Consider the following 21,486-nt stretch of genomic DNA (forward strand, 5'->3'; position numbering starts at 1 on the left):
AATGAAATTTACACGAGATACTTTTTTCCTCATCATTAGAATATTCCTCTCTTTCCTGTTTATTTTTTCTGGAATTGAAAAAATAAAAGACCCCAATGCTTTTGCTGCTGCAATTACAAATTATCACATACTTCCTAATTTTCTTATTAATTTTTTTGCAATCTCATTACCTTGGATCGAAACTTTTACAGGCATATTGTTGCTTTTCAAATTTTTCGAAAAAGAAAATTTATGTATAATTTTTTCTATGTTAAGTGTTTTTACTATTGCAGTAGTTGTAGCATTAATTAGAGGTATAAATATCGACTGCGGGTGTTTTGGAACTCTTAACAGTGAAAAAGTGGGGGTTCAAAAAATTGTAGAAAACATTTTAATTCTTGTAATAACAGCAGTTCTTTTTATTTACGACGATAAAAAACTAACAGTTAATAAAGACAAATAGTTAATTGATAACAATAAATAAAAATAATGTAAGGAAAATATTAATAATAAAGCTTAGAGGGATAGGCGATGTTGTTTTATCTACAATTGTTTTGAAAAACCTAAAAAGAGATTTCCCTCACAGTGAAATATCTTACTTAACTGAAAAACATTCAGCTCAAGTATTGAAAAATCTTCCTCAGTTAAGACATGTCTATTATTTTGAAAAATTAACTCTTCTTCAAAAAGTCAAATTTTTTTTACTAATAAGATATATTAAGTTTGACCTAATTTTAGATTTTTATTCTAATCCTACTACTGCGTTATTAACTTTTTTCAGCGGAGCAATTTATAGGGCTGGATTTCCTTATAAAGGGAGAAAATACGCATATAATCTTTATGGACCAATTGAAAGAAATAAGTACCATGCTGCTATGCTTCATCTTGAATTCTTAAAAAGAATTGGTCTTTCTGCCAACGAATCAGAGCTTTTATTTTTATTAGATAAAAATGCTAATTCGTTTGCAAGTAATTTATTATCTAATTTAATAATAGATAAAAAATCGCTAGTTGGGATTTGTCCTACTGGCGGTTGGGAGTCAAAAAAGTGTGACCCAATTAAATTGGCTGAAATTGCCGATAACTTAATCAACAAATACAAAATTAATGTTATAATTCTTTGGGGACCCGGCGATGAGTCAGATGCAAATGAAATAAAACATTTAATGAAAAATAATGCTTATCTTGCTCCCAAAACTACTATCTTAGAAATGGCAGCTATTATCGCTAAGTGTAAGTTCGTAATTTGCAATGATAGCGGTCCAATGCATATTTCTGTAGCGTTAGACGTGCCTGTACTTGCCTTGTTTGGTCCTACTGACCCTATTTTACAAGGACCTTTTGGTGAAAAACATGAGTGGGTGAATTTAGAAGAATTAGATTGTATAAAGTGTAACTTGCTGAAATGCCCTAAAAACCATGAATGCTTTTTGAATCTTCCTATTAATAAAATAATGACTAAAGTAGATTTGTTAATTAAAAAAAATGAAATTGAGCTTGATTAAAAAAATTGAGATTTTCTTAAAAAAAATATTCTTAAAAATATTATTAATTGGGAACCCTAAAAGCAACAATAACCAATTAGTAAAGTTTGATTCTAATTCAAAAATATTGTTTATAAGACTTAATAGAATTGGCGATGCTCTTGTTTCCACCCCGCTTCTTCAAATCATCAAGAAAAATCTAAAGTGTAAAACAATTGTACTTGCTAGTGCCAGCAATTATTTTGTTTTTCAGAATAATGAACTTTGTGATAAATTAATAGTTTTCCAGAAGAGCTTAAAGAATTTCGTTAAATTAATCCATCGTCTAAATTCTGAAGATTTAACAGCTGTAGTTGATCTTCATGATGATATTTCAACTACAGTTAGTTTTATTTTAGCTTTGTTGAAAGCTCCTATTAAAATAGGTTTTAAAAAAGGAAATGAAAGTTTATATACTCATTTAGTTGTAAAACTTGACACTCAGAAACATCATATTATTGATAGATTAATGGAGTTTGCCAAGTTTTTTAATGTAAAAACAAATTCATCTGATATAAATGTTTACTATAAACCAGACCAAAAATCGTTGCAAAGTGCGAAGGCGTTTTTAAAAAAAAGTTTTGCTAAACAAAAATTTTTACTGGGTATAAACATTTCTGCTGGCAGTCAAGCGCGTTTTTGGGGAATAAGAAAATATAAAGAGCTAATCAATTCCTTAATAAAATATGATTTAAACATTCTTATATTATGTCAAAAAAGTGATTTAGCTAAAGCCAAAGAAATTTCTAACAATTATTTGCCAATTTTTTATAGTGATAATTTTGATGAATTTGCAGCAATGATTTCTCAACTGAACTTACTCTTTACACCGGATACATCCATTGTTCATGTTGCTTCTTCATTCAAAATTCCAATGTTTGGTCTCTATGTAAAATACAACACTGAAGATGTTATTTGGTATCCATACAAATCCGATTACGAATGTATAATTACAAAAGAGCCTACATTAAAAAATATAAGTAGTGAAAAGGTAATACAAAAATTAATACCATTTTTGGAGAAGTATTTATATGACGAAACAACCACCAGAGTGTAAAAATTTTACCGGTTACAAACCTTGTTTTCCTAATTACAACTGCTGGGAAAACGGCTGTAAAGAGATGAACCCAATCGGGACAAAAATATTGATTATAAACTTAGATGCTATGGGCGACGTATTAATGACTACAGCTCAGCTTCATGCAATTAAAAGAAAATATCCACAGTCAACCATTTGGTGGCTTACTTTAAATAATGCTAAAGACCTATTGGTTAATAATCAGTATATCGATAAAATACTAACATACGATAGCGAATCATTAAGTATTTTGCAATCGATGGAATTTGACATTGTTATGAATGCTGATAAATCATTGCGTGCAGGCTCAGTAACTATGAACGTTAAAGCCGCAAAAAAATTAGGATTTGGAATTAATAATTACGGACAAATTATCCCTCTCAACAGCGGCGCTGAATATAATTATAAAATGGGATTGGATGATAATCTTAAATTCAAAATTAATCAACGCACTAAGCAAGATTACTTAGCTGAAACTTTTGAGCTTGATTATAAACGTGATAAATACATTTTTAATTTTACTGAAGAAGAGATTCTTTTCATAGAAAAATATAAAAATGAAATTGGTATAAAAGACAGCGATGAAATTATCGGATTTAATACCGGTTGCTCTCTTCTTTATCCTAATAAGAAAATGACAATTGAACAACATATTGCATTAATTGAAAAATTTCTCTCATTCAATCGATTTAAAATAATGCTGCTGGGTGGCAAAGAAGATCAAGAAAGAAATTCAATAATAGCTGACGCGTTTAATAATAAAGTTATTAATACACCTGTAAATGAAGGAGTAAGAAAAGGAGCTTGCTATGAAAGCATACCTCAAGTTGTAATTACCGGCGATTCTTTCGGTATGCACTTAGCAATAGCTTTGGGAAAATATGTAATCGCATGGTTTGGTTTAAGCTGCTGGACAGAAATTGACTTGTATGACAATGGCATAAAACTAATACCAGAGGGACTTTTCTGTGCACCTTGCTGGAAAAAAGTTTGCCCATATAACCTTGAGTGTATACAAATGATTGACCTTGAAAAAATAGTTAATGAAACACTAAAGTATTTCGATATGAGAAAGCATGAGAAGACAAAGAATTAATTTGTTAGATAAATACAAATCTATTAAGCGTCCTCTTATCTTGGATGGTGCTATGGGAAGTTTATTGCAACAAAGAGGTATCAACACAAGCAACCCTTTGTGGTCATCTATAGCAAATTTTACTCACAAAAATTTAGTTAAACAAATTCATCTGGAATATATTAAAAGTGGCGCTGAAATAATAACTACAAACACTTTTAGGACGAACCCCTTAGCTTTCGAAAAAAGCGACTTGCAAATTAGTTATCATGATTTCATAAAGAATTCAATTTCCAATGCCATTGAAGCCGTTGAAAATAAAGAAATAATAATTGCAGGCTCAAATGCACCTGCTGAAGATTGTTACCAAAAGAGTCGAACTATAACAATTGATAAATTAGAATACAATCACAAGAAACATATTGAACTACTATGGGAAAATGGTGTCGACGTTATTTGGAATGAAACACAAAGTCATTGGGATGAAATTAAAATAATATGCGAATTTTGCTCTGCAAATAATTTGCCTTTTGTTGTAAACCTTTTTTTTGATAGTGAGTTAAAATTGCTGAGCGGTGAACCACTGATTGAAGCTATAAAATTTATTGAATCATATACACCTGTAGCAATAGGATTAAATTGCATCCAGTATTCATTAATAAAAGCTTTTTTTAATGAGAATTCTTTCAACTATAATTGGGGATTTTATCTTAATTGTGGCCCTGATAACATTGATTTAACTGTTCAACAGCAAATTACATGCGCTGTTAATGAAAAAGAATATTTGGAAATAATTAAAGAATATCTTCATCTTTCTCCAATTTATGTGGGTGCTTGCTGCGGTTCTAATCCTAACCATATAAAAGAAATAAAAAATTACTTAGATGAACTCTATAAACATTAAAGCTCCGGCCAAAATTAATATAGGATTGTTCGTTATTTCTAAAAGAAAAGATGGGTTTCATAATATTTACACCTTATTCTACCCTATTAACGATTTATACGATGAATTAAGTTTTACAAAATCAGAAATGTTTATTTTCAGCAGCAATGCTAAAGATTTAACTGAGGACGACTCTAATTTAATTATAAAAGCAAAAAGTATTATTGAAAAGTACGTCAAACAAAAAATTAATGTGGCAATAAATCTAAAGAAGCGAATCCCTATTGGAGGCGGGTTGGGAGGCGGCAGCTCTGACGCAGCTGCAACTTTAATCTCGCTAAATAAACTTTATAAATTAAATTTAACGAAAGAAGTATTGCTTTCAATGGCGCTTAAATTGGGTTCTGATGTGCCTTTTTTCCTTAATAAAAAAAGTGCTGTCGGCAGTTCAAGAGGAGAAGTTTTACAAGAGATACCTTTGAAGATTGATAAGCCTATTTTAATAGTCAATCCTGGTATTAGTATTTCTACAAAGGAGGCTTTTGCTAATGTCGTCCCTTCTCCAGTTCAATTTGATTACTTTGACTTAGTTAAAAACAATTCAATTGATTATCAAAAAATGAATGAATTTCTGCATAATGTATTTGAAGACTATATTTTTGCAAATTATAAAGAGATTGGAGAAATCAAAAAAAAGATGTACTCTGCTGGCGCACTATTTAGTTTAATGACTGGTACAGGTTCTACGGTTTATGGTATTTTTAACAACATAAATGAAGCTGAAAATGCATATAACTCTTTCCCCAAAAATTATTTTAGATTTATAAGCTGTCCTTATTAATAAAATCATTTTTGAATCAAATATCATAGGGTAAAAACACTCTAACAACTGTGCCGCTTCCCTCTTGTCCTTTTAGTTTGGATGGACTGTCTATCTCAATTCTGCCATTATGTTTTTCTATAATTTCTTTAACTAATGTTAATCCTAATCCACTTCCTTCGATTGCAGTTTTTTCTATATTGCTTGCTCTGTAAAATTGATTAAAAACATTGTTTAGCTCGTCTTTGGGTATTCCTCTTCCGTTATCATTAATTTCGATTATCACTTGGTTTTGATTGTCGTAGAGCTCAATTAATATTTGTCCATTGTGATAATTATACTTTATTGCATTATTTAATATATTCGATATTGCTAATTCAAGTAAGATTTTATCTCCACGAAAAGTCTTGATATGATTTCGGTTATCAATAAAGTCAATACTAATGTTCTTATTCTTTGCATACTCAGACTGTTTTTCTATCACTATATTAATAAAAGACTTAAGCTCTATTTCCTCTAACGTTCTTAAATTTAAGAGCTTCAGTTTAGAAATTCGCAGTATATTGTTCACTAGTTCAACAGCTTCTTCATTTCTTAATTTGGCTCTGTAAAGCTTTTGTCTTATCGTTTCATTTAACGTCCCAATATAATATTTAATTACAACATCAAGCAGTGAATGAACAGCAGAAATTGGTGTTTTTAATTCATGTACTATTCCAATAATATATTTCTCTTTTGATTTTTCAGCTTCGTTTAGTGCAGCAAGTGAATTGTATAATTGTTTCTCCCTTTGGTAAAGTTCATGGGCTATTTTATTCGTTATATATACAGTTGCTATCATTGCAAATCCAAAAATAATCATGAATAGCACATCGAATTTTAGTGTCTTTTCTGGCAAAGTTAAATATAATCCATTCATTGTATAGGTAGCTATCAAATTCGTTCTTTGCAAAAGAATTAGAATTCCAAATATTATTACAATAAAAACTGCCATTAGGTAAACTATATAACCGGGTAAGATTATACTGCCAATAATCATATGAAATATAAAAAAAATGTAAAGCGGTGATTCAATTGTCCCTGTATAATAAACCAAAAACATTAGTGCAGTTACATCCAAAATCATCTGAAGAAGAGATAAATGAAGCGGATTAAATTTTCCCCTTTCATTGTATGTATTTTTTTTAACAATACCTACGACTATATTGTATGAAGTAATAAATAGACTGATAAGAATTATTGCAATTATTTGAGTTTTGCTAAAAGAGAACTCTAAAAACAATTCACTGGAAATCAAGAAGGATAACAAAAATAATACAGCTATATACCTTAGTTTAATAAACCAATTATTCCTTTTTTGGATAGTTTCCCAAAATTCATCATATTGAGAAGCCCATTCTGGGACTAACTTAATCATTATTTCCCTTAGTTAATGATGCAATTTGCATTAAGCAATATACTTTCCTCTTTTAGTATAATGTGTATGCAAAAGTTTATGTGAAAGTTTGCTGCAAGGTCCTTCTTTAATAAATTCTTTATAAAGTTTAATAACATTGGGATTATCGTGAGATTTTCTTATTTGTAAAGATAAATCTTCGGCGTAAATAGCTTCTGCTCTTTTCTTTCTTATTTCTGATGAAGTAGGAATTGGTTGCCCACCACCTCCAAGGCAACCGCCAGGGCATGCCATGAACTCAATAAAATGGCACTCACTGAATTTTCCACCAAGCTTTATATCATTCATAATTTTTTTTGCGTTTGCTGTACCATGAGCAACAGCAACTTTTATAGTAAAATTTTTAAGCCAGTCCCAATTTGGCACTATATGTCTAATCAACTCAGGCACTGGTCCTGTTTTATTACCAATTGGAATTTCCATATATCTAATTCCTTCAAAGCCTCGAATGTTTAGCACATTAGCATTTTCAAAAATATCTTCGACTTTATCCCCAGTTATAAACTCTGCTATTGTTCTTATAGCTGCTTCCATTACGCCGCCTGTAGCACCAAAGATTAACCCAGCACCGGATGCATCTCCAAAAGGATCATCAAAATTTGATTTAGGCATTTCTGGTAAATTGATTCCGGCTTCTTTAATCATTTTTGCAAGCTCTCTTGTGGTTAAACCAAAATCAACATCTTTATAACCTGAGCTCTGCATTTCTGGCCTGTTGCATTCAAACTTTTTAGCAGAACAAGGCATAAGAGCAACGGATACAATATTAGCAGGGTCAATTTTAGCTTGTTTAGCATAGAAAGTTTTTATCAATGCACCAAACATTTGCTGAGGCGATTTTGCAGTGCTTAGGTGGTCTAAATATTCTGGATAAAAATGCTCAATATATTTTACCCAACCTGGAGAGCAGGACGTAAATTGAGGCAGTTTAACTGAATTATCGTTTAATACTAATGCTTTATATAAACGAATAATTAATTCTGTACCCTCCTCAACAATTGTTAAGTCAGCAGCAAAATTTGTATCGAAGACTTTATCAAAACCAATTCTTTTTAACGCAGTATTTAACTGTCCAGTCATAGAATGCCCTGCGCCCAATCCAAATTCTTCTCCAATAGCTGCTCGAGGAGATGGTGCGGTTTGAATTACAACATGTTTAGTAGGGTCATCAATTGCAGCCCAAATCTCATCTGATGGATCGTTTGCTCTTAATGCAGATGTTGGACATCTATTAATACACTGGCCACAATTAATACAAATGACATCTGCCAACGGTTTTTCCAAAAATGTAGAAATATGAGTTTGAGCACCTCGTCCAATAGCCTCCAATACACCAACTTCTTGTAAATCAATACAAGTTCTCACGCATCTTCTACAAAGTACGCATTTATTCATATCCCTAACAACTGCATAGGATGATTTATCGATTTCGTATTTCGGCTTTTCAATGTGACCAAAAGTGAAAGAATCGACCCCATATTCTTTTGCTAATGTTTGCAGTTCACAGTTGCCATTTCTAAAACAAGTATAACATTCACCATAATGTTCACTCAACATAAGATCAATAATATGCCGCCTTGCTTTTCTAACATTTGGTGATGAAGTCTTAATTTTTATTGGTTGTGTTATTGGGAAAGTACAAGATGATTGCAAAGTTTTCATGCCTTCAATTTCAACTACACAAATGCGGCAAAGCCCTGCAATACATAAATCTTCATGATGACATAAAGTTGGAATACTAACCCCAACTTGTTTACACGCTTCTAAAATAGTTGTTCCAATAGGAACGAAATGTTTTTTTTCATCAATTTGAATTGATACTAATCCACCAATTGCTGAAGTATTTTTTGCTATTTCAACAAAGTGTGGTTGTTGGCTTACTGGAGTTCTAAAATCATCTCTACTTTCCATTATCTCTCCTCGCTATTATTGAATATTTCTTCACTAAAATTTTCTAAAATGGATATAAATGGATTTGGTGATGATTGTCCTAATCCACATTTTGATGCTAATTGCATTGTTTTACCCAGTTCTTTTAGTTGGTTAATGTATTTAAAGGTATAATTGCCGGACTCAATCATGTTAACACCTTCTAATAATTTTATATTTCCTATTCTACATGGTGTGCACTGTCCGCAAGATTCTTCAACAAAAAATTCCATAAAGTTTTTTAGTACTTTCAGCATATTACGTGATTCGTTAAAAATGATTATTGATCCTCCGCTTGGGACATCTTCGTATGCGAGAGTGCGTTCGAACTGTGATTTTGGCAAGCATATACCGGAGGCACCGCCGACTTGAACAGCTTTTGTATTTTTAGCTCCGACTATTTTTAACAGTTCGGAAATTCTTATTCCCATTGGTAATTCATATACACCGGGTTTATCACAATCCCCAGAAACAGAAAATAATTTTGAACCAGTTGATTTATCTGTACCATACTTTTTAAACCATTGACTTCCTTTCATTATAATATGTGTTACAGCTGCGAATGTTTCAACGTTGTTAACTATTGTGGGTTTACCTTGGAAACCAGTATTAACAGGGTAAGGTGGTCTGTTACGTGCTTCTCCTCTAAAGCCTTCAAGCGATTCAATTAATGCTGTTTCTTCGCCGCAAACATATGCCCCAGAACCTAATCTAATAATAACATCGAAATCAAACTCTTTATTATTTAATATTGCTTTGCCGAGTAAATTATCAGTTTTCATTTGCTCTAAATAACTTTCCAATTGTTCTTTTAAATACTCATATTCGCCGCGTAAATAAACAATTCCTTTTTTTGCTCCAATTGTATATCCAGCAATAACCATTCCGTCAAAAATTAGCTCTGGATATTCCATCAGTAGTAATCTATCTTTAAATGTTCCAGGTTCGCCTTCGTCAGCATTGCATATAACATATTTTTCATCTGCAACAGCAGCTGCACTCAGCATCCATTTTGTGGAGGTTGGAAATCCGGCACCGCCTCTGCCTTTCAATTTGGATTCACGAATTTCAAGTAAAATTTCTTCTCTTGTCATTGTTAACGCTTTTTTGATTGCTTCGCCCCTCCTGTATTCGGAAAATATTACTTTACCATTACCGCTTCTTTCTGTCATTTTCAACCTCACTGAATTTCATTTATAATTTGAATTGCTTTCTCCGGTGTTAGTTTTGTGTAAACCTTATTGTTGATTAACATAGCCGGTCCTTTATCGCACATTCCCAAACAATTAATGTATTCCAGTGTAAACTTGTTATCTTTTGTTGTTTCACCAAAACTTATTCCTAATTCTCTTTCAATAGCTCTTGCAATTGCTTGTTTCCCCTGCATATCGCAAGAAATTGTTTTGCATAATCGAACTAAATAACGTCCTTTTGGTTTTGTATTGAGAAAAGTATAAAACGATATAACACTATAAACTTCCACTGGATGAATATTTAATAATCGCGCAACCTCCTGCTGAGCAAAGTCAGGAATATACTTATGTACACTTTGTATTTCCTGTAAAATTGGGAGAAGCGATGAACGCAAATTACCGTACTTTTCAACAAGCTTTTCAATTTCTTCTGTCATTGTATTTTTTTCTAAAACTAACATTCACTATTTCTCCTTTTTTTTAATAAAAATTCAACTTTGTGAATAAGTTCATCTGGCGTAATAGGTTTTTCAACAAAATCATCAACAGGAACCACATCGCTTTTGTCAAATTTTAAACCTACAGTCTTTGGTATTGAAGTATACATCAATATCGGTGTATTGATGCCTTCTTTTCTAAATCGATTGGCAAGAAAAAATCCATCATCTGGTTCGCTCATCATTACATCTAAAATTATCAAGTCGGGTTTTTTTAACTGAACAATTTTATAGCCGTCATCTGGGTTGGTTGCGGTAATTACATCATGCCCTTGTGATTTTAGTATTAAACTGCTTACATCAAGAATGTCAACATCATCATCAATTACAATGATAAGTGCCATAAAATTTCTCCATATTAATTTTTAGATTTTCATAAGGAAATACGATTGTTAATCCTTTTCTCTTATTTGCTTATTAACTGTTTCTTTTATTTTCATTTCGTATGCCAAAATATTATTTGATTTTTGTGGTAGTGCTTAAACGAAAGGCATGTTTGCTTATTTTTTTTCTTAACCGTGAGAATTAGTTTACTTTAATTCCATGGTTAAGAATATAATTTTGTAAATAAAAATCTATATAATATAGCGCTGAGGATTTTAGTTGATTTTATGAGGTGTCTAACTAAGAGACCTAACCATATCGGTTTGATAAGTGCTGATTGATTAACCCAGTTTCAACTTTTTGTTTTTTTCTAGTGATTCACTTTCCATTTTTTTCTTATACTCTATTAATTTTTTGTAAAGAATTTTATCTGAGACAGCTAATATTTGCAGGGCAAGGATAGCAGCATTTTTTGCATTGTCTATTGCAACAGTTGCAACAGGTACACCACTTGGCATTTGAACAATAGATAATAATGAATCAAGTCCATCTAACGATTTGCTTTTGACTGGAACTCCAATTACTGGCAGGACAGTGTGGGATGCAGTAAGACCTGGCAAATGTGCAGCACCTCCGGCACCAGCTATTATCACTTTAACTCCTTTTTTGGCAGCATTTACAGCATAATCTTTGACGTGGTTAGGAGTTCTATGTGCCGAAACAATTTTGATTTCGTACGGAACCCCAAATTCTTTGCAGACTTCTGCTGCTTGTTTCATTACATTGTAGTCTGAATCACTTCCCATTATAATTCCAATTAGAGGTTTTTCTTTCATGCTCATCTCCTAAACTTGAATTAGTCTTTCAGCCTGTTTTGCTTTTTTCAATAGTTCAGTTTTATTATTACCAATAACTGTTATATGCCCCATCTTTCTGCCAACTCTCGAAGTTTCCTTATTGTAAAAATGTAAATGGATATCTGGTTGTTTCAGTACTTGATTATAATTTTTTATTAAGCCATCAGAGTTTTGTTTGCCAAGTATATTAATCATTACAGCAGCCTGTTTAATCATTTCTGTTGAACCAAGCGGAAGATCAAGAATTGCACGAATATGGTTTTCAAACTGAGATGTTACACATGCTTCTAAGGTATAATGCCCCGAGTTATGAGGGCGCGGCGCTAATTCATTTAACAAAACTTCATCTTTACGATTAAGAAAAAGTTCGACACCAAAAATTCCATAACCTTTAATAGCTTTTACAGCTTCAATTGCAATTTCTTTTGCATGCTCTTGTATTCGTTTTGTTATATCTGCAGGCGCTATAACAATTTTACAGATGTGATTTTCTTGAATAGTTTCAACAACAGGATAAGTTTTTATTTCTTTTGATGTCCTTACCACCATTACAGCAAGTTCTTTTTGAAACTCTATAAACTCTTCAGCCATTAATTCATTGTGTCGGCCTGTAAGTCTTTCTACTGCTGCTTTCCACGTCTTATCGTTAGTAATTAATGCGTTGCCATACCCGTCGTAACCCATTTTACGAGATTTAAGTATGAACTTTTTACCTAATATTGTTGATATCATTTCGTAGTCATAATTTTTTTTAATCTCGATAAAATTAGGTACAGGGATTTGGTTCCTTCTAATTGCTAATTTTTGAAAAAGTTTATCTTGAATTGTTCCGATTGTTTTAGATGAGGGGAGAACTTTTTTACCAGTCCTTTCTATATGTTCCAAATACTGGTAATCTACAAATTCGTTTTCCAAAGTCACTATGTCGCTTTGCTGAATAAATTTATTAAAAACTTCTTCATCATCAACCCAGCCTACAAATTCATTGTGAGTTAATTGCCCTGCTGGTGAGTTTTTGATTTTCTCAAGGATTGCGATTTCAAAGCCTAACTTGTAAGCTTCAAAGGCAGACATTCTCGCTAATTGTCCACCACCCAATATTCCAATACAAGTTCTTTTAGACAAAAAGTTTCCTACAGTTTATTTTGAATGTTATGTCGAAAATAAATCATAAAGAATAAATATCCAACCAAAGTTAGCCATCATGGTAAAAAAATAGCAGATGAAAATTCAGTGAGCTTCTTTTTGTTGGTATGATTTATTAAATACTTTTAAATTCAAATTTTTCATTCCGTTCTTTTGCTCTCTTCCAGTTAGGTACTATATACTCTCAAAAAACTTATTAACAGTTTGTGCCTTAATTTTAAATCAAACATAAATTTGTTAAAGAGTTTGAAAAAAAGAAACAGCTGAAGAATTTCTATCACAACGAGCTCACTTAAAATGTTACCTCTTGTGAATAGAGCCAACTCCAGAAACATCCGAAACAACTTTTTCTGGATTGCCATAAAAATCCACAGAACCTACTCCAGAAACAGAGGCTTTCAAGTATTTACTTGCATAAACTTTAGCATTAGCAGCTCCACTAACTCTTACAATAACACTTTCCGCGTTTAATTGTTGAGCATTAACTTCACCAACACCAGATAAATCTAATTTTAGATTTTGAGATTTCCCTTTTAACTTTATCTCTCCAGCACCACTCAAATCAATATCTAAATTCTCATTATTAATCCCTTCAACAAATATGGCATTTGCTCCTGAGGATATAATCTTATTCAGCTGCGGGGTAGTTATATAAATTTTTATACTTCTTATAGGTGATATATTTTTTCTGGTATCAATATAAAGAACGCCATTTTTTACCTCTGTTTTAATATACCTTAGCAAATTTTCTTCAGCTGAAATAGATAAACTTGGCTTTTCTTTAATAATAATATCTATGGTAAAAGCGCCAGCAACATTAATTTTATTGAATGAGGTAATATCTCTTTTTTCTTCAATTAAATTGCCTTCCCCTCTTATTCCCCAAATACCACAGCCTGTGATAACTACAATCAACATTAAAAAAAATAGTGACGTTTTTTTCATTTTAATTTTCCTCCCATATTTTTCAGCATTAGACGGTAAAATTCCAAAAATGTTTGCTTTTATAATATAATGTTAGTTTCATTAAATGTTTTTTTCGCCTGTTATTTTTTTATAATTTTTTGTCTCCCTTTAGGAGTTAAAGATTTGGATGAATACCCATAGGATGATAATCGTGTTATAAAATAAATTACTCAAATTTACATGGACGGCTAATATTTTATCAATAAACTTATTATTTTATTTACAAAATAATTTGGATTTATTTAGTATGTCAATTTAACTACAATTACGTTTGAATAGCTTGAGCAAAATCTGATCTATACTTAATAAAAATCTTTTAACAAATTTATTAAAATGAAAATCTATCGCTTAAGCTAATGCATTAAAAATTGGGATTTAACTGTGGAATTAACCAGAGAAGAATTAAATATTAAATTAGATGAGGCTTATAACCATTTAATGAATGGCAGGTATAGAATAGCCTTAAATATTGCAGAGGAAATTATCCAATATATGCCTCAAAACGATGATGCAGTAATTTGTTACGCTTGGGCGCTTTTAGAGAATGGCTATCCAGCAAAAGCAATGGAATATGCAAATTTAGCTGTAGATTTAAAATCTAACAGTCTACGTTCCCGTTTTTTTAGAGCATACATTTTAACACGACTTTCAATTTACGAAGGTGCTTTATCAGACATAGACAAAACAATAGAAGAACAAAAAAGTTACTTAGCACAAACTTACGTAACCAAAGCAAGAGCTTTAGCAGGGTTAAAAAAATTTGAAGATGCGTCGAAAGCGCTTGAATTAGGAATTATAATTGATAACGGCAAGAATGAAAACCTCACCTACACCAAAGAATTTCTAAGAAAAATTATAAAACTCTTTAGAACGCGAATTAAACTTTCAAGCAGCGTAATTTCTGAATTAATTAAAGATTGCGAAGACGCAATAGAAAAAAAAGAATATTGGTTCTCTTTGCATGTCTCAAGAAAACTTTTGGAGGAAGAAAGACTTGGAAGAGAAAAAATTGCTGTTGAGTTAATCGAATTGAAATCTATGTTCTACTTGTTTCAATATAAACCCGCACTTAAAAAAGCAATGGAATTGAAAAAGGATTTAAGTGATAATCCGCAGTTTAATTATATATACAACAGATTGCTAGTATTAACATCAGACAGCCATGAATACGATAATGCAGAGTTGGAATTGAAAAGAACTGGTGAATATGAAACATTAACAGCACACACAGAAAGTTACACACACGAAAAAGAACTCTTCAAAACCGATTCCATAGTTTATCCAAATAAATTTATAGATGTTTTTTCGTTAAAAGTTTTTAATGCCGATATTGAAAAAATTTCTTCTGAGAGAGAATATGTTTTGCAGTTCGACAATAAAATTAGAACAATAGGGGCAGAAATTATTTTCAATAATCCTTTTTTCGATATTTCAGATAAAAACTTTCCGTGCGCTGCAGTTTGGTACTTAAACGATTTTGAAATTTATAGAAATGAGTTTAGACTTAATGTTAAGAAAGACTGGGAATCAGTTATATTTGCTCAATACTGCGGCGATGAAGAAAAAAAGATTTGGAAAGTTGGTCAAGGCAAAGTAGAGGTTTATGTAAATAACTTTAAGGTATGTGAAAAGTGGTTTGGAATTGGTCACAGCATCATTTACGAACCAAGTTATAAAGAACATGAGGCAAATAAAGAAATCATCTCGAAAAAAGAAGAATTTTCTAATCAAAATCAAAAGCAAATCCCAGTAAAAAGCTTAAATGAATTGTTGAATGAACTTGATGAATACGTTGGATTAAATAGCATTAAGCGAGCTATCAGAGATATGATAAGTTTACTTGAATTTCAGAAAGAAAGGAGAAAACATGGGTTGAAATCTGATGAAAAAATAATTGTAAATGCAGTATTTACAGGAAATCCAGGTACAGGTAAAACCACAATAGCAAGGTTAATTGGGCAAATATTGTTTGCAATGGGTATACTTCCAAAAGGACAAGTTATAGAAGTAGACAGAGCAGCACTAGTTGGCCAATATATTGGTGAAACAGCCCAAAAAACCGAGAAAGTTATCAGCGATGCAATGGGTGGTGTTCTATTTATTGATGAAGCTTACACACTTGTAAAAAAAGGTGGCAGTACTCAGGATTTTGGTCAAGAAGCAATTGATATTCTTCTTAAAAGAATGGAAGACCATAAAGGTGATTTTGCTGTTATTGTTGCTGGCTACCCAGAAGAAATGAATGATTTCCTAAATTCTAATCCCGGCTTAAAATCAAGATTTAATTATACTTTTCATTTTGAAGATTACACGCCAGATGAACTTGTTACTATTTTTAAAAAATTATTAATTCGTGAAGATTATAAAATAACAAAAGAAGCAGAAGATGAAATTAAAAAAGAATTTATCTCTTTGTACCGCAACAGGGATAAATCATTTGGAAACGCAAGACTTACCTTAAAATTATTTGAAGAATGTAAAATTAATTTAAGTAAACGATGCCTGGCCCTTAACTCATCAGAAAGAACCAAAGAAGTTTTAACTACATTTACTTTAGATGATGTAAAAAATAGCCTTAAAAAAGAAAAAGCAAAAGAAGTACGACTGCCAATTAATGAAGAAGCATTAGAAGAAGCTCTTACCGAACTGCACAAAATGGTTGGCCTAAAGTCTATTAAAAAAGAAATAGAAGATGTTGTGAAACTTGCACGTTACTATTTGGATGAAGGTGAAGATGTAAAGGAAAAGTTTAATTCACACATTTTATTTTTGGGCAACCCAGGCACAGGCAAAACAACTGTTGCAAGAATTTTCAGCAAAATTTATTCTGCTTTAGGAATTTTAAGTAAGGGGCATTTAATAGAAACAGATAGAAGTGGCTTAGTAGCAGGTTACGTGGGACAAACTGCAGAGAAAACATCTGCATTAATTGATAAAGCCTTGGGCGGGACTTTATTTATCGATGAAGCTTATTCACTAATTAAACAAGAAAGTTCCGAAGGTGACTTCGGGAAAGAAGCAATTGATATACTGTTAAAAAGAATGGAGGATGATAGAGGTAAATTTCTTGTTATTGCTGCAGGTTATACCGATGAAATGGAAAAATTTGTTAATAGCAATCCGGGTATCAAATCTCGATTTAACAAATCTTTTATTTTCGACGACTATAATCCAGACGAACTTATGGAAATTGTTGATAGATATTTAGAAAAAGAAAAGAAGAAAATTACCAACGATGCCAAAAACGAATTATATAAATATTTTAACGAAATCTATAGAACAAGAGATAAAAAGTTTGGCAATGCAAGAATTGTAAGAAATATCTTTGAAACATTAAAAAACAAAATGTTTTTAAGAATTGCTGATCTGCCAAAGGATAAACGCACCGAAGAAATTATATCCACTATAACTCTCGACGATATTAAAGATTCGATAAGCTTTAAAGAACAAGCTAAAGAATATGAAGTAAAAGGTGACCCTCTTAAATTACAAGAATATATTGATGAATTAGATAAATTAATAGGTTTAGAAAATGTTAAACAGGGTATTTATAAATTAATAAGTGGACTTAAAGTTACTCAGCTGCGCAAAGAACGAGGGCTTCAGATTATTGAAAAAAATCTAAACTGCGTTTTTATGGGTAATCCTGGTACTGGCAAAACTACTGTCGCAAGACTAATGAGTAAAATATTCAAAGAACTTGGATTGCTGGAAAAAGGACACTTAATTGAAGTAGACAGATCAAACTTAGTGGCAGGTTATCAAGGACAAACAGCAATAAAAACTGACCAAGTAATTAAACAAGCACTTGGGGGTACTCTTTTTATTGACGAAGCTTATACCTTAGCTCGCGGAATAAATGATTACGGTCTAGAAGCTATTGATACTCTATTAAAAAGAATTGAAGACTATAACGGTCAATTGGCAGTTATTATCGCTGGATATACCGACGAAATGAAATTCTTTATTGAATCTAATCCTGGCCTGAAATCAAGATTCCCAAACTTATTTTTGTTCGAAGATTACACTCCACGACAACTTTTGTGTATAACTGCTGACATTGCAGAAACAAACGGTTACAAACTTGACGAGGGTGCATTACAAGCTTTCATGGATATTTTTAACGAACTTTATCTCTATCGTGATAGAACCTTTGGTAACGCTAGGACAGCCAGAAATTTATTCTATCAAGCAGTAAGCAATCAAGAAGAAAGAATATCCAAACTGAAAAATTATAGTGATGAGGACTTAATTACTATTACTTTAAGTGATGTTCAATCTATTGACATAAAAGCTCACATCTAATTGCATAATTATTGAGAGCTTTTAACTTTCCTAAGATTTAGATTCTACAGCAATTGAAAAAATTTTTTACATACTTTTATAAAGCCAACTAGAAATAAACCCAATTAAATTTATCAAGATTCTTCTAGGGATTAATTTGGTGAGTGATGTTTGAAACTTATTCAACAGTCCATCTACTACATTAAACTTTTTACCGATAGCATTAAAAGTAGTATTTACAACATCAGATGGTTTCCTTGGTTTAAAACCTATTGGGGAGGATGCAATTCTTTGGAATTCAGTTTCTGTGCCGCCTGGGTTAACAGTCAACACGTCTACACTATGTTTTTTCAATTCCCACCAAAGTGCATTACCTAAAAAAATATTAAAAGATTTTGTTGCCGAGTAAGTTGACATTAAAGGTGTAGGCTGGTAGCCAACCACCGACCCAACAAAAATTATCAATCCATTTTTCTTTTCTGCCATTTTCTTAGCGAAGTGATGTGTTAAAATTAAAGGTGCAATACAATTTACCTTGAGCATATTAATTTCTCTTTGGGAATCACACCTAATAAATTCACCTGTCGAACCAAAGCCTGCGTTATTAACTAAAACAGCTACTTCTCTTTCGCCTATTGTTGTTAATAGCTTTTCAAGAAAATTAATCTCGCCCAAATCAACATTTGCTATCAAACACTTAACATTAAATTTGGCTTGAATTTCTTGGGCAAGTTTTGTCAAGCGATCAAGTCGACGCGCTAAAATAATAACATCATAACCCTCTTTAGCAAATCTAATAGCGAATTCTCTGCCAATTCCAGAAGAAGCACCTGTAACTAAAACCCAGCCATTATATTTTTTCAATTGTGCACCTCATTGTTAAAAATAAGTTTAGATATTTTACTGCAAAGAAAGGAAACAACTAAAAGTCTTGAACATAACCTATCCCTTAGAAAACTTTATGTTCATCATAACTTTTGATTTATCTGTATTCTATTTCTACCTATCTTTTTATTTACTCTATCTACACTTTTCTTCACTCTTTCTACTCTGATTATGTTTGCTATTAAAAATCCCTTAGTTTAACTGTTGCTTTGAATAATAAGGTAATAAGTTAATTCACTCTGTTGTCTTATGAGAATTCACCACTTCGTGGATGGCGAATTCTCAAAATATCTTATCTTTTTTTTACTACCTTAGTAACATGAACAAAGAAAAAAAGAAACCAAACCTTATTTAGTTTATTGAAAAAAATAGATAGAACCAATAACAGTAAATTTAGTTGTTAATGTTATCTCCTCGATATATGCATTAGAAACATGAGAATCTGATTTTTGCTTTTCTTTTATATACAAGAATACAGTTATTTTTTTTCATGTTCTACTATTAGATAATTTGGGTTAAATCATTTCACTTAATAATTCAGGGCGAGGTTGAGGAATAACAATTTTATTTACTAAAAGACCTCTATCAGCAATTACTTTAGCTCCAGCTTCTACTGCGCTGCTAACAGCGGCAACTTCTCCAGTCAAAGTACAAAATGCTTTTCCGCCTAAGGCCATTGCCAATCGAATTTCTATAATTTTAACATTTGCTGCTTTGACTGCAGCGTCAGCGCCCTCAATTAAAGAAGCAACTGAAAATGACTCAATAATTCCAAGTGCCTCAAGTAAGTTAATATTAGAATGACCAGATAAAGCTGGAAAAATATCCTTATGTACATTAGGAATTACAAAAGTATCTATAACGGCAAAATCTATTTGATTGACGGCATTATCTACAGCAGACTGAACTTCTGCTACATCTCCTCCAATTAAGACCATGTATTTGCCTGAACAAATTGTTCTTGATAATATAAGTTCGACTTGTGAGGTTTTTAGCATAATATCACAAGCTTGCATGCCTGCTGCAATACTAGTCAATTCAATTAGACCTAATGAATTCATTTCCATGGTTAATTCCTATTTATTTTATCATAAAACTTCTGAAAAATTCAATCTACGAAGTAGTGAATACTCAATGTCATTTCCGTGAAAACGTGAATCCATCAACCACCCACGATGCGAATGCACTACTTCGTGGAGTAGCGAATTTCCACAAAATGGTAAATTCTCATCGGAAGTCGTTGATTCCCATAAAAAATAATTTATTTTTTAGAAATCTCTTTATCAATAATAATAAACTCATCATTAACATGTGAGATTGTGCCGGAAATTGAAGCATGAATTTTTGCACCTAATTTACCATTTTCAACTTCAGCTATTAAATCGCCCTTATTAACAAGATCCCCCTTTTTAACTATTGGATTGCATGGAGAACCTGTATGCTGTTTAGTTAATATTTTTACGCTATTTGGTTCAGGTCTATCTTTTCTAAATGGCGTATGTTTATCATATTGTAAAATATTTAGTTTTTTCATCAGCATTTTTAACGGTACTCGTCTACCTTCTTTCATAGGATGTACCTTAACAGGCTTAGGCTGTTCATACTTGATATTAGCTTTTCTCATATATTCTTTTCCTTGATTGCAAGCCTCGCGAGGGTATAAATCTTCTGGACAAGCATAAAGTGTGCATAAGCCGCATGAACAGCAGAGGTCAGCATATTGATTCCAAACTGCTTCACCAGAAGTTGTAAAAACAAGCGAGCGCATCACTTTATGAGGTTGAACATCATAACCTAATAAATATCTGGGGCAAAACTCAGTGCAATAACTACATTGGTCACACGCCGATTTTCCTATTCTGTTCATATCGTGGATAGGTCGTTGCATTCTTTGAATGAGATAATGGTCTGAGGGCAGAACAATTATACCAGCTGTAGTTTTTGTAATCACTTCAGATAAGTCGAACGTTAGTTTACCCATTAAAATACCGCTGACAAAGATGCCAAAATTTTTAACACTTGCTCCACCCGCAAAATCAAGAACCTCTTGTATTGAAGTGCCAATTGGCACAAAGAAAGTCGAAGGATTGTTAACAGCACCGGCTACGCATATAAATTTTTCGGTAACAGGCAATCCTTCATCAGCTTTAGAAATGTTATAAAATGTCTCTACATTATTAACAACACAGCCAACATCTAGTGGAAGTCCATGCGGAGGGATTAATCTTTTCGTTGCAGCATAAACCAGTTCGTATTCATCACCCGAAGGATAAAAATCACCCAATAACGTAGTTTCAATTTTTCCGTTAGTGTAATTTTTTTCTATTGACTCGATAGCTTCAGTATTTTTTGCTTTTATGCCAAAGTAGGCTTTCTTAGCATTAACTTTCTCAAGCATTAAGTTAACGCCTTTTATAATTTCTGGTGCAAAATGTATCATTAACTCATAATCTTTATGAATAAGTGGTTCGCATTCAGCACCATTTACACATACATATTCTACCTTACTTTTTGCTTTTATGTGAGTAGGAAAACCTGCACCACCGGCACCAACAACTCCAGCGTTAAATATTTTTTCTTCTAATTCCATC

At 32.1% G+C, this 21,486-nt stretch carries 18 protein-coding genes; 7 read left to right on the forward strand and 11 right to left on the reverse strand.

What is annotated here, in order from left to right:
- Position 1: 1 nt before the first annotated feature.
- The 6 genes from ABRY23_02555 to ispE are packed head-to-tail and all read left to right on the forward strand — an operon-like array spanning position 2 to position 5,379.
- Positions 2-442 carry a MauE/DoxX family redox-associated membrane protein gene (locus tag ABRY23_02555; GenBank protein MFA3781930.1) on the forward strand — a complete coding sequence of 147 codons (441 nt, stop codon included), beginning with the start codon at positions 2-4 and terminating at the stop codon, positions 440-442.
- 4 nt (positions 443-446) lie between these two features.
- Positions 447-1,484: a glycosyltransferase family 9 protein gene (locus tag ABRY23_02560; protein ID MFA3781931.1), complete on the forward strand. Its 1,038-nt coding sequence runs from the start codon at positions 447-449 to the stop codon at positions 1,482-1,484.
- Positions 1,477-2,559, forward strand: a complete 1,083-nt coding sequence (locus ABRY23_02565) for a glycosyltransferase family 9 protein (GenBank protein MFA3781932.1) — start codon at positions 1,477-1,479, stop codon at positions 2,557-2,559. Before ABRY23_02560 ends, ABRY23_02565 begins: the two co-directional genes overlap by 8 nt.
- A complete protein-coding gene (locus tag ABRY23_02570) occupies positions 2,534-3,676 on the forward strand; it encodes a glycosyltransferase family 9 protein (GenBank protein ID MFA3781933.1) in 1,143 nt (380 codons plus the stop codon). The genes ABRY23_02565 and ABRY23_02570 overlap by 26 nt, the downstream gene beginning before the upstream one ends.
- Positions 3,657-4,559 (forward strand): homocysteine S-methyltransferase family protein, encoded by a 903-nt coding sequence (locus ABRY23_02575; GenBank protein ID MFA3781934.1) that lies wholly within the window; start codon positions 3,657-3,659, stop codon positions 4,557-4,559. The genes ABRY23_02570 and ABRY23_02575 overlap by 20 nt, the downstream gene beginning before the upstream one ends.
- Entirely contained in the window at positions 4,540-5,379 is an 840-nt protein-coding gene (gene ispE / locus ABRY23_02580; protein ID MFA3781935.1) for a 4-(cytidine 5'-diphospho)-2-C-methyl-D-erythritol kinase, read from the forward strand. The genes ABRY23_02575 and ispE overlap by 20 nt, the downstream gene beginning before the upstream one ends.
- Before the next feature lie 16 nt (positions 5,380-5,395).
- Here ispE and ABRY23_02585 read toward each other — a convergent pair whose 3' ends face one another.
- From ABRY23_02585 to ABRY23_02620, 8 genes are all read right to left on the reverse strand, one after another.
- A complete protein-coding gene (locus tag ABRY23_02585; protein MFA3781936.1) occupies positions 5,396-6,775 on the reverse strand; it encodes an ATP-binding protein in 1,380 nt (459 codons plus the stop codon).
- Positions 6,776-6,805: 30 nt separating this feature from the next.
- A complete protein-coding gene (locus tag ABRY23_02590; GenBank protein MFA3781937.1) occupies positions 6,806-8,725 on the reverse strand; it encodes an NADH-dependent [FeFe] hydrogenase, group A6 in 1,920 nt (639 codons plus the stop codon).
- Positions 8,725-9,915: an NADH-quinone oxidoreductase subunit F gene (locus ABRY23_02595; GenBank protein ID MFA3781938.1), complete on the reverse strand. Its 1,191-nt coding sequence runs from the start codon at positions 9,913-9,915 to the stop codon at positions 8,725-8,727. The genes ABRY23_02590 and ABRY23_02595 overlap by 1 nt, the downstream gene beginning before the upstream one ends.
- A gap of 8 nt (positions 9,916-9,923) precedes the next feature.
- A complete protein-coding gene (gene nuoE, locus ABRY23_02600; GenBank protein MFA3781939.1) occupies positions 9,924-10,397 on the reverse strand; it encodes an NADH-quinone oxidoreductase subunit NuoE in 474 nt (157 codons plus the stop codon).
- A complete protein-coding gene (locus tag ABRY23_02605) occupies positions 10,391-10,777 on the reverse strand; it encodes a response regulator transcription factor (protein ID MFA3781940.1) in 387 nt (128 codons plus the stop codon). The genes nuoE and ABRY23_02605 overlap by 7 nt, the downstream gene beginning before the upstream one ends.
- Positions 10,778-11,098: 321 nt before the next feature.
- The gene (purE, locus tag ABRY23_02610) at positions 11,099-11,599 is read right to left on the reverse strand and encodes a 5-(carboxyamino)imidazole ribonucleotide mutase (protein MFA3781941.1); all 501 of its coding nucleotides are present in this window, start codon (positions 11,597-11,599) and stop codon (positions 11,099-11,101) included.
- Positions 11,600-11,602: 3 nt separating this feature from the next.
- Positions 11,603-12,739 (reverse strand): 5-(carboxyamino)imidazole ribonucleotide synthase, encoded by a 1,137-nt coding sequence (locus ABRY23_02615; GenBank protein ID MFA3781942.1) that lies wholly within the window; start codon positions 12,737-12,739, stop codon positions 11,603-11,605.
- Between the two features lie 321 nt (positions 12,740-13,060).
- Entirely contained in the window at positions 13,061-13,705 is a 645-nt protein-coding gene (locus ABRY23_02620; protein MFA3781943.1) for a head GIN domain-containing protein, read from the reverse strand.
- A 402-nt stretch (positions 13,706-14,107) separates the two neighbouring features.
- On the opposite strand from ABRY23_02620, the gene ABRY23_02625 reads away from it, so the two are divergent.
- A complete protein-coding gene (locus tag ABRY23_02625) occupies positions 14,108-18,031 on the forward strand; it encodes an AAA family ATPase (protein ID MFA3781944.1) in 3,924 nt (1,307 codons plus the stop codon).
- 66 nt (positions 18,032-18,097) lie between these two features.
- Here ABRY23_02625 and ABRY23_02630 read toward each other — a convergent pair whose 3' ends face one another.
- The 3 genes from ABRY23_02630 to ABRY23_02640 form a co-directional block, all read right to left on the reverse strand.
- A complete protein-coding gene (locus tag ABRY23_02630) occupies positions 18,098-18,874 on the reverse strand; it encodes an SDR family NAD(P)-dependent oxidoreductase (GenBank protein MFA3781945.1) in 777 nt (258 codons plus the stop codon).
- A 536-nt stretch (positions 18,875-19,410) separates the two neighbouring features.
- Positions 19,411-19,962 (reverse strand): BMC domain-containing protein, encoded by a 552-nt coding sequence (locus tag ABRY23_02635; GenBank protein MFA3781946.1) that lies wholly within the window; start codon positions 19,960-19,962, stop codon positions 19,411-19,413.
- 194 nt (positions 19,963-20,156) lie between these two features.
- On the reverse strand, positions 20,157-21,485 hold the full coding sequence (locus ABRY23_02640; protein ID MFA3781947.1) for a 4Fe-4S dicluster domain-containing protein: 1,329 nt from the start codon (positions 21,483-21,485) through the stop codon (positions 20,157-20,159).
- Between the last annotated feature and the right edge of the window lies 1 nt (position 21,486).

Source organism: Melioribacteraceae bacterium 4301-Me (genome assembly GCA_041538185.1).
Classification (GTDB): Bacteria; Bacteroidota; Ignavibacteria; order Ignavibacteriales; family Melioribacteraceae; genus Pyranulibacter; species Pyranulibacter aquaticus.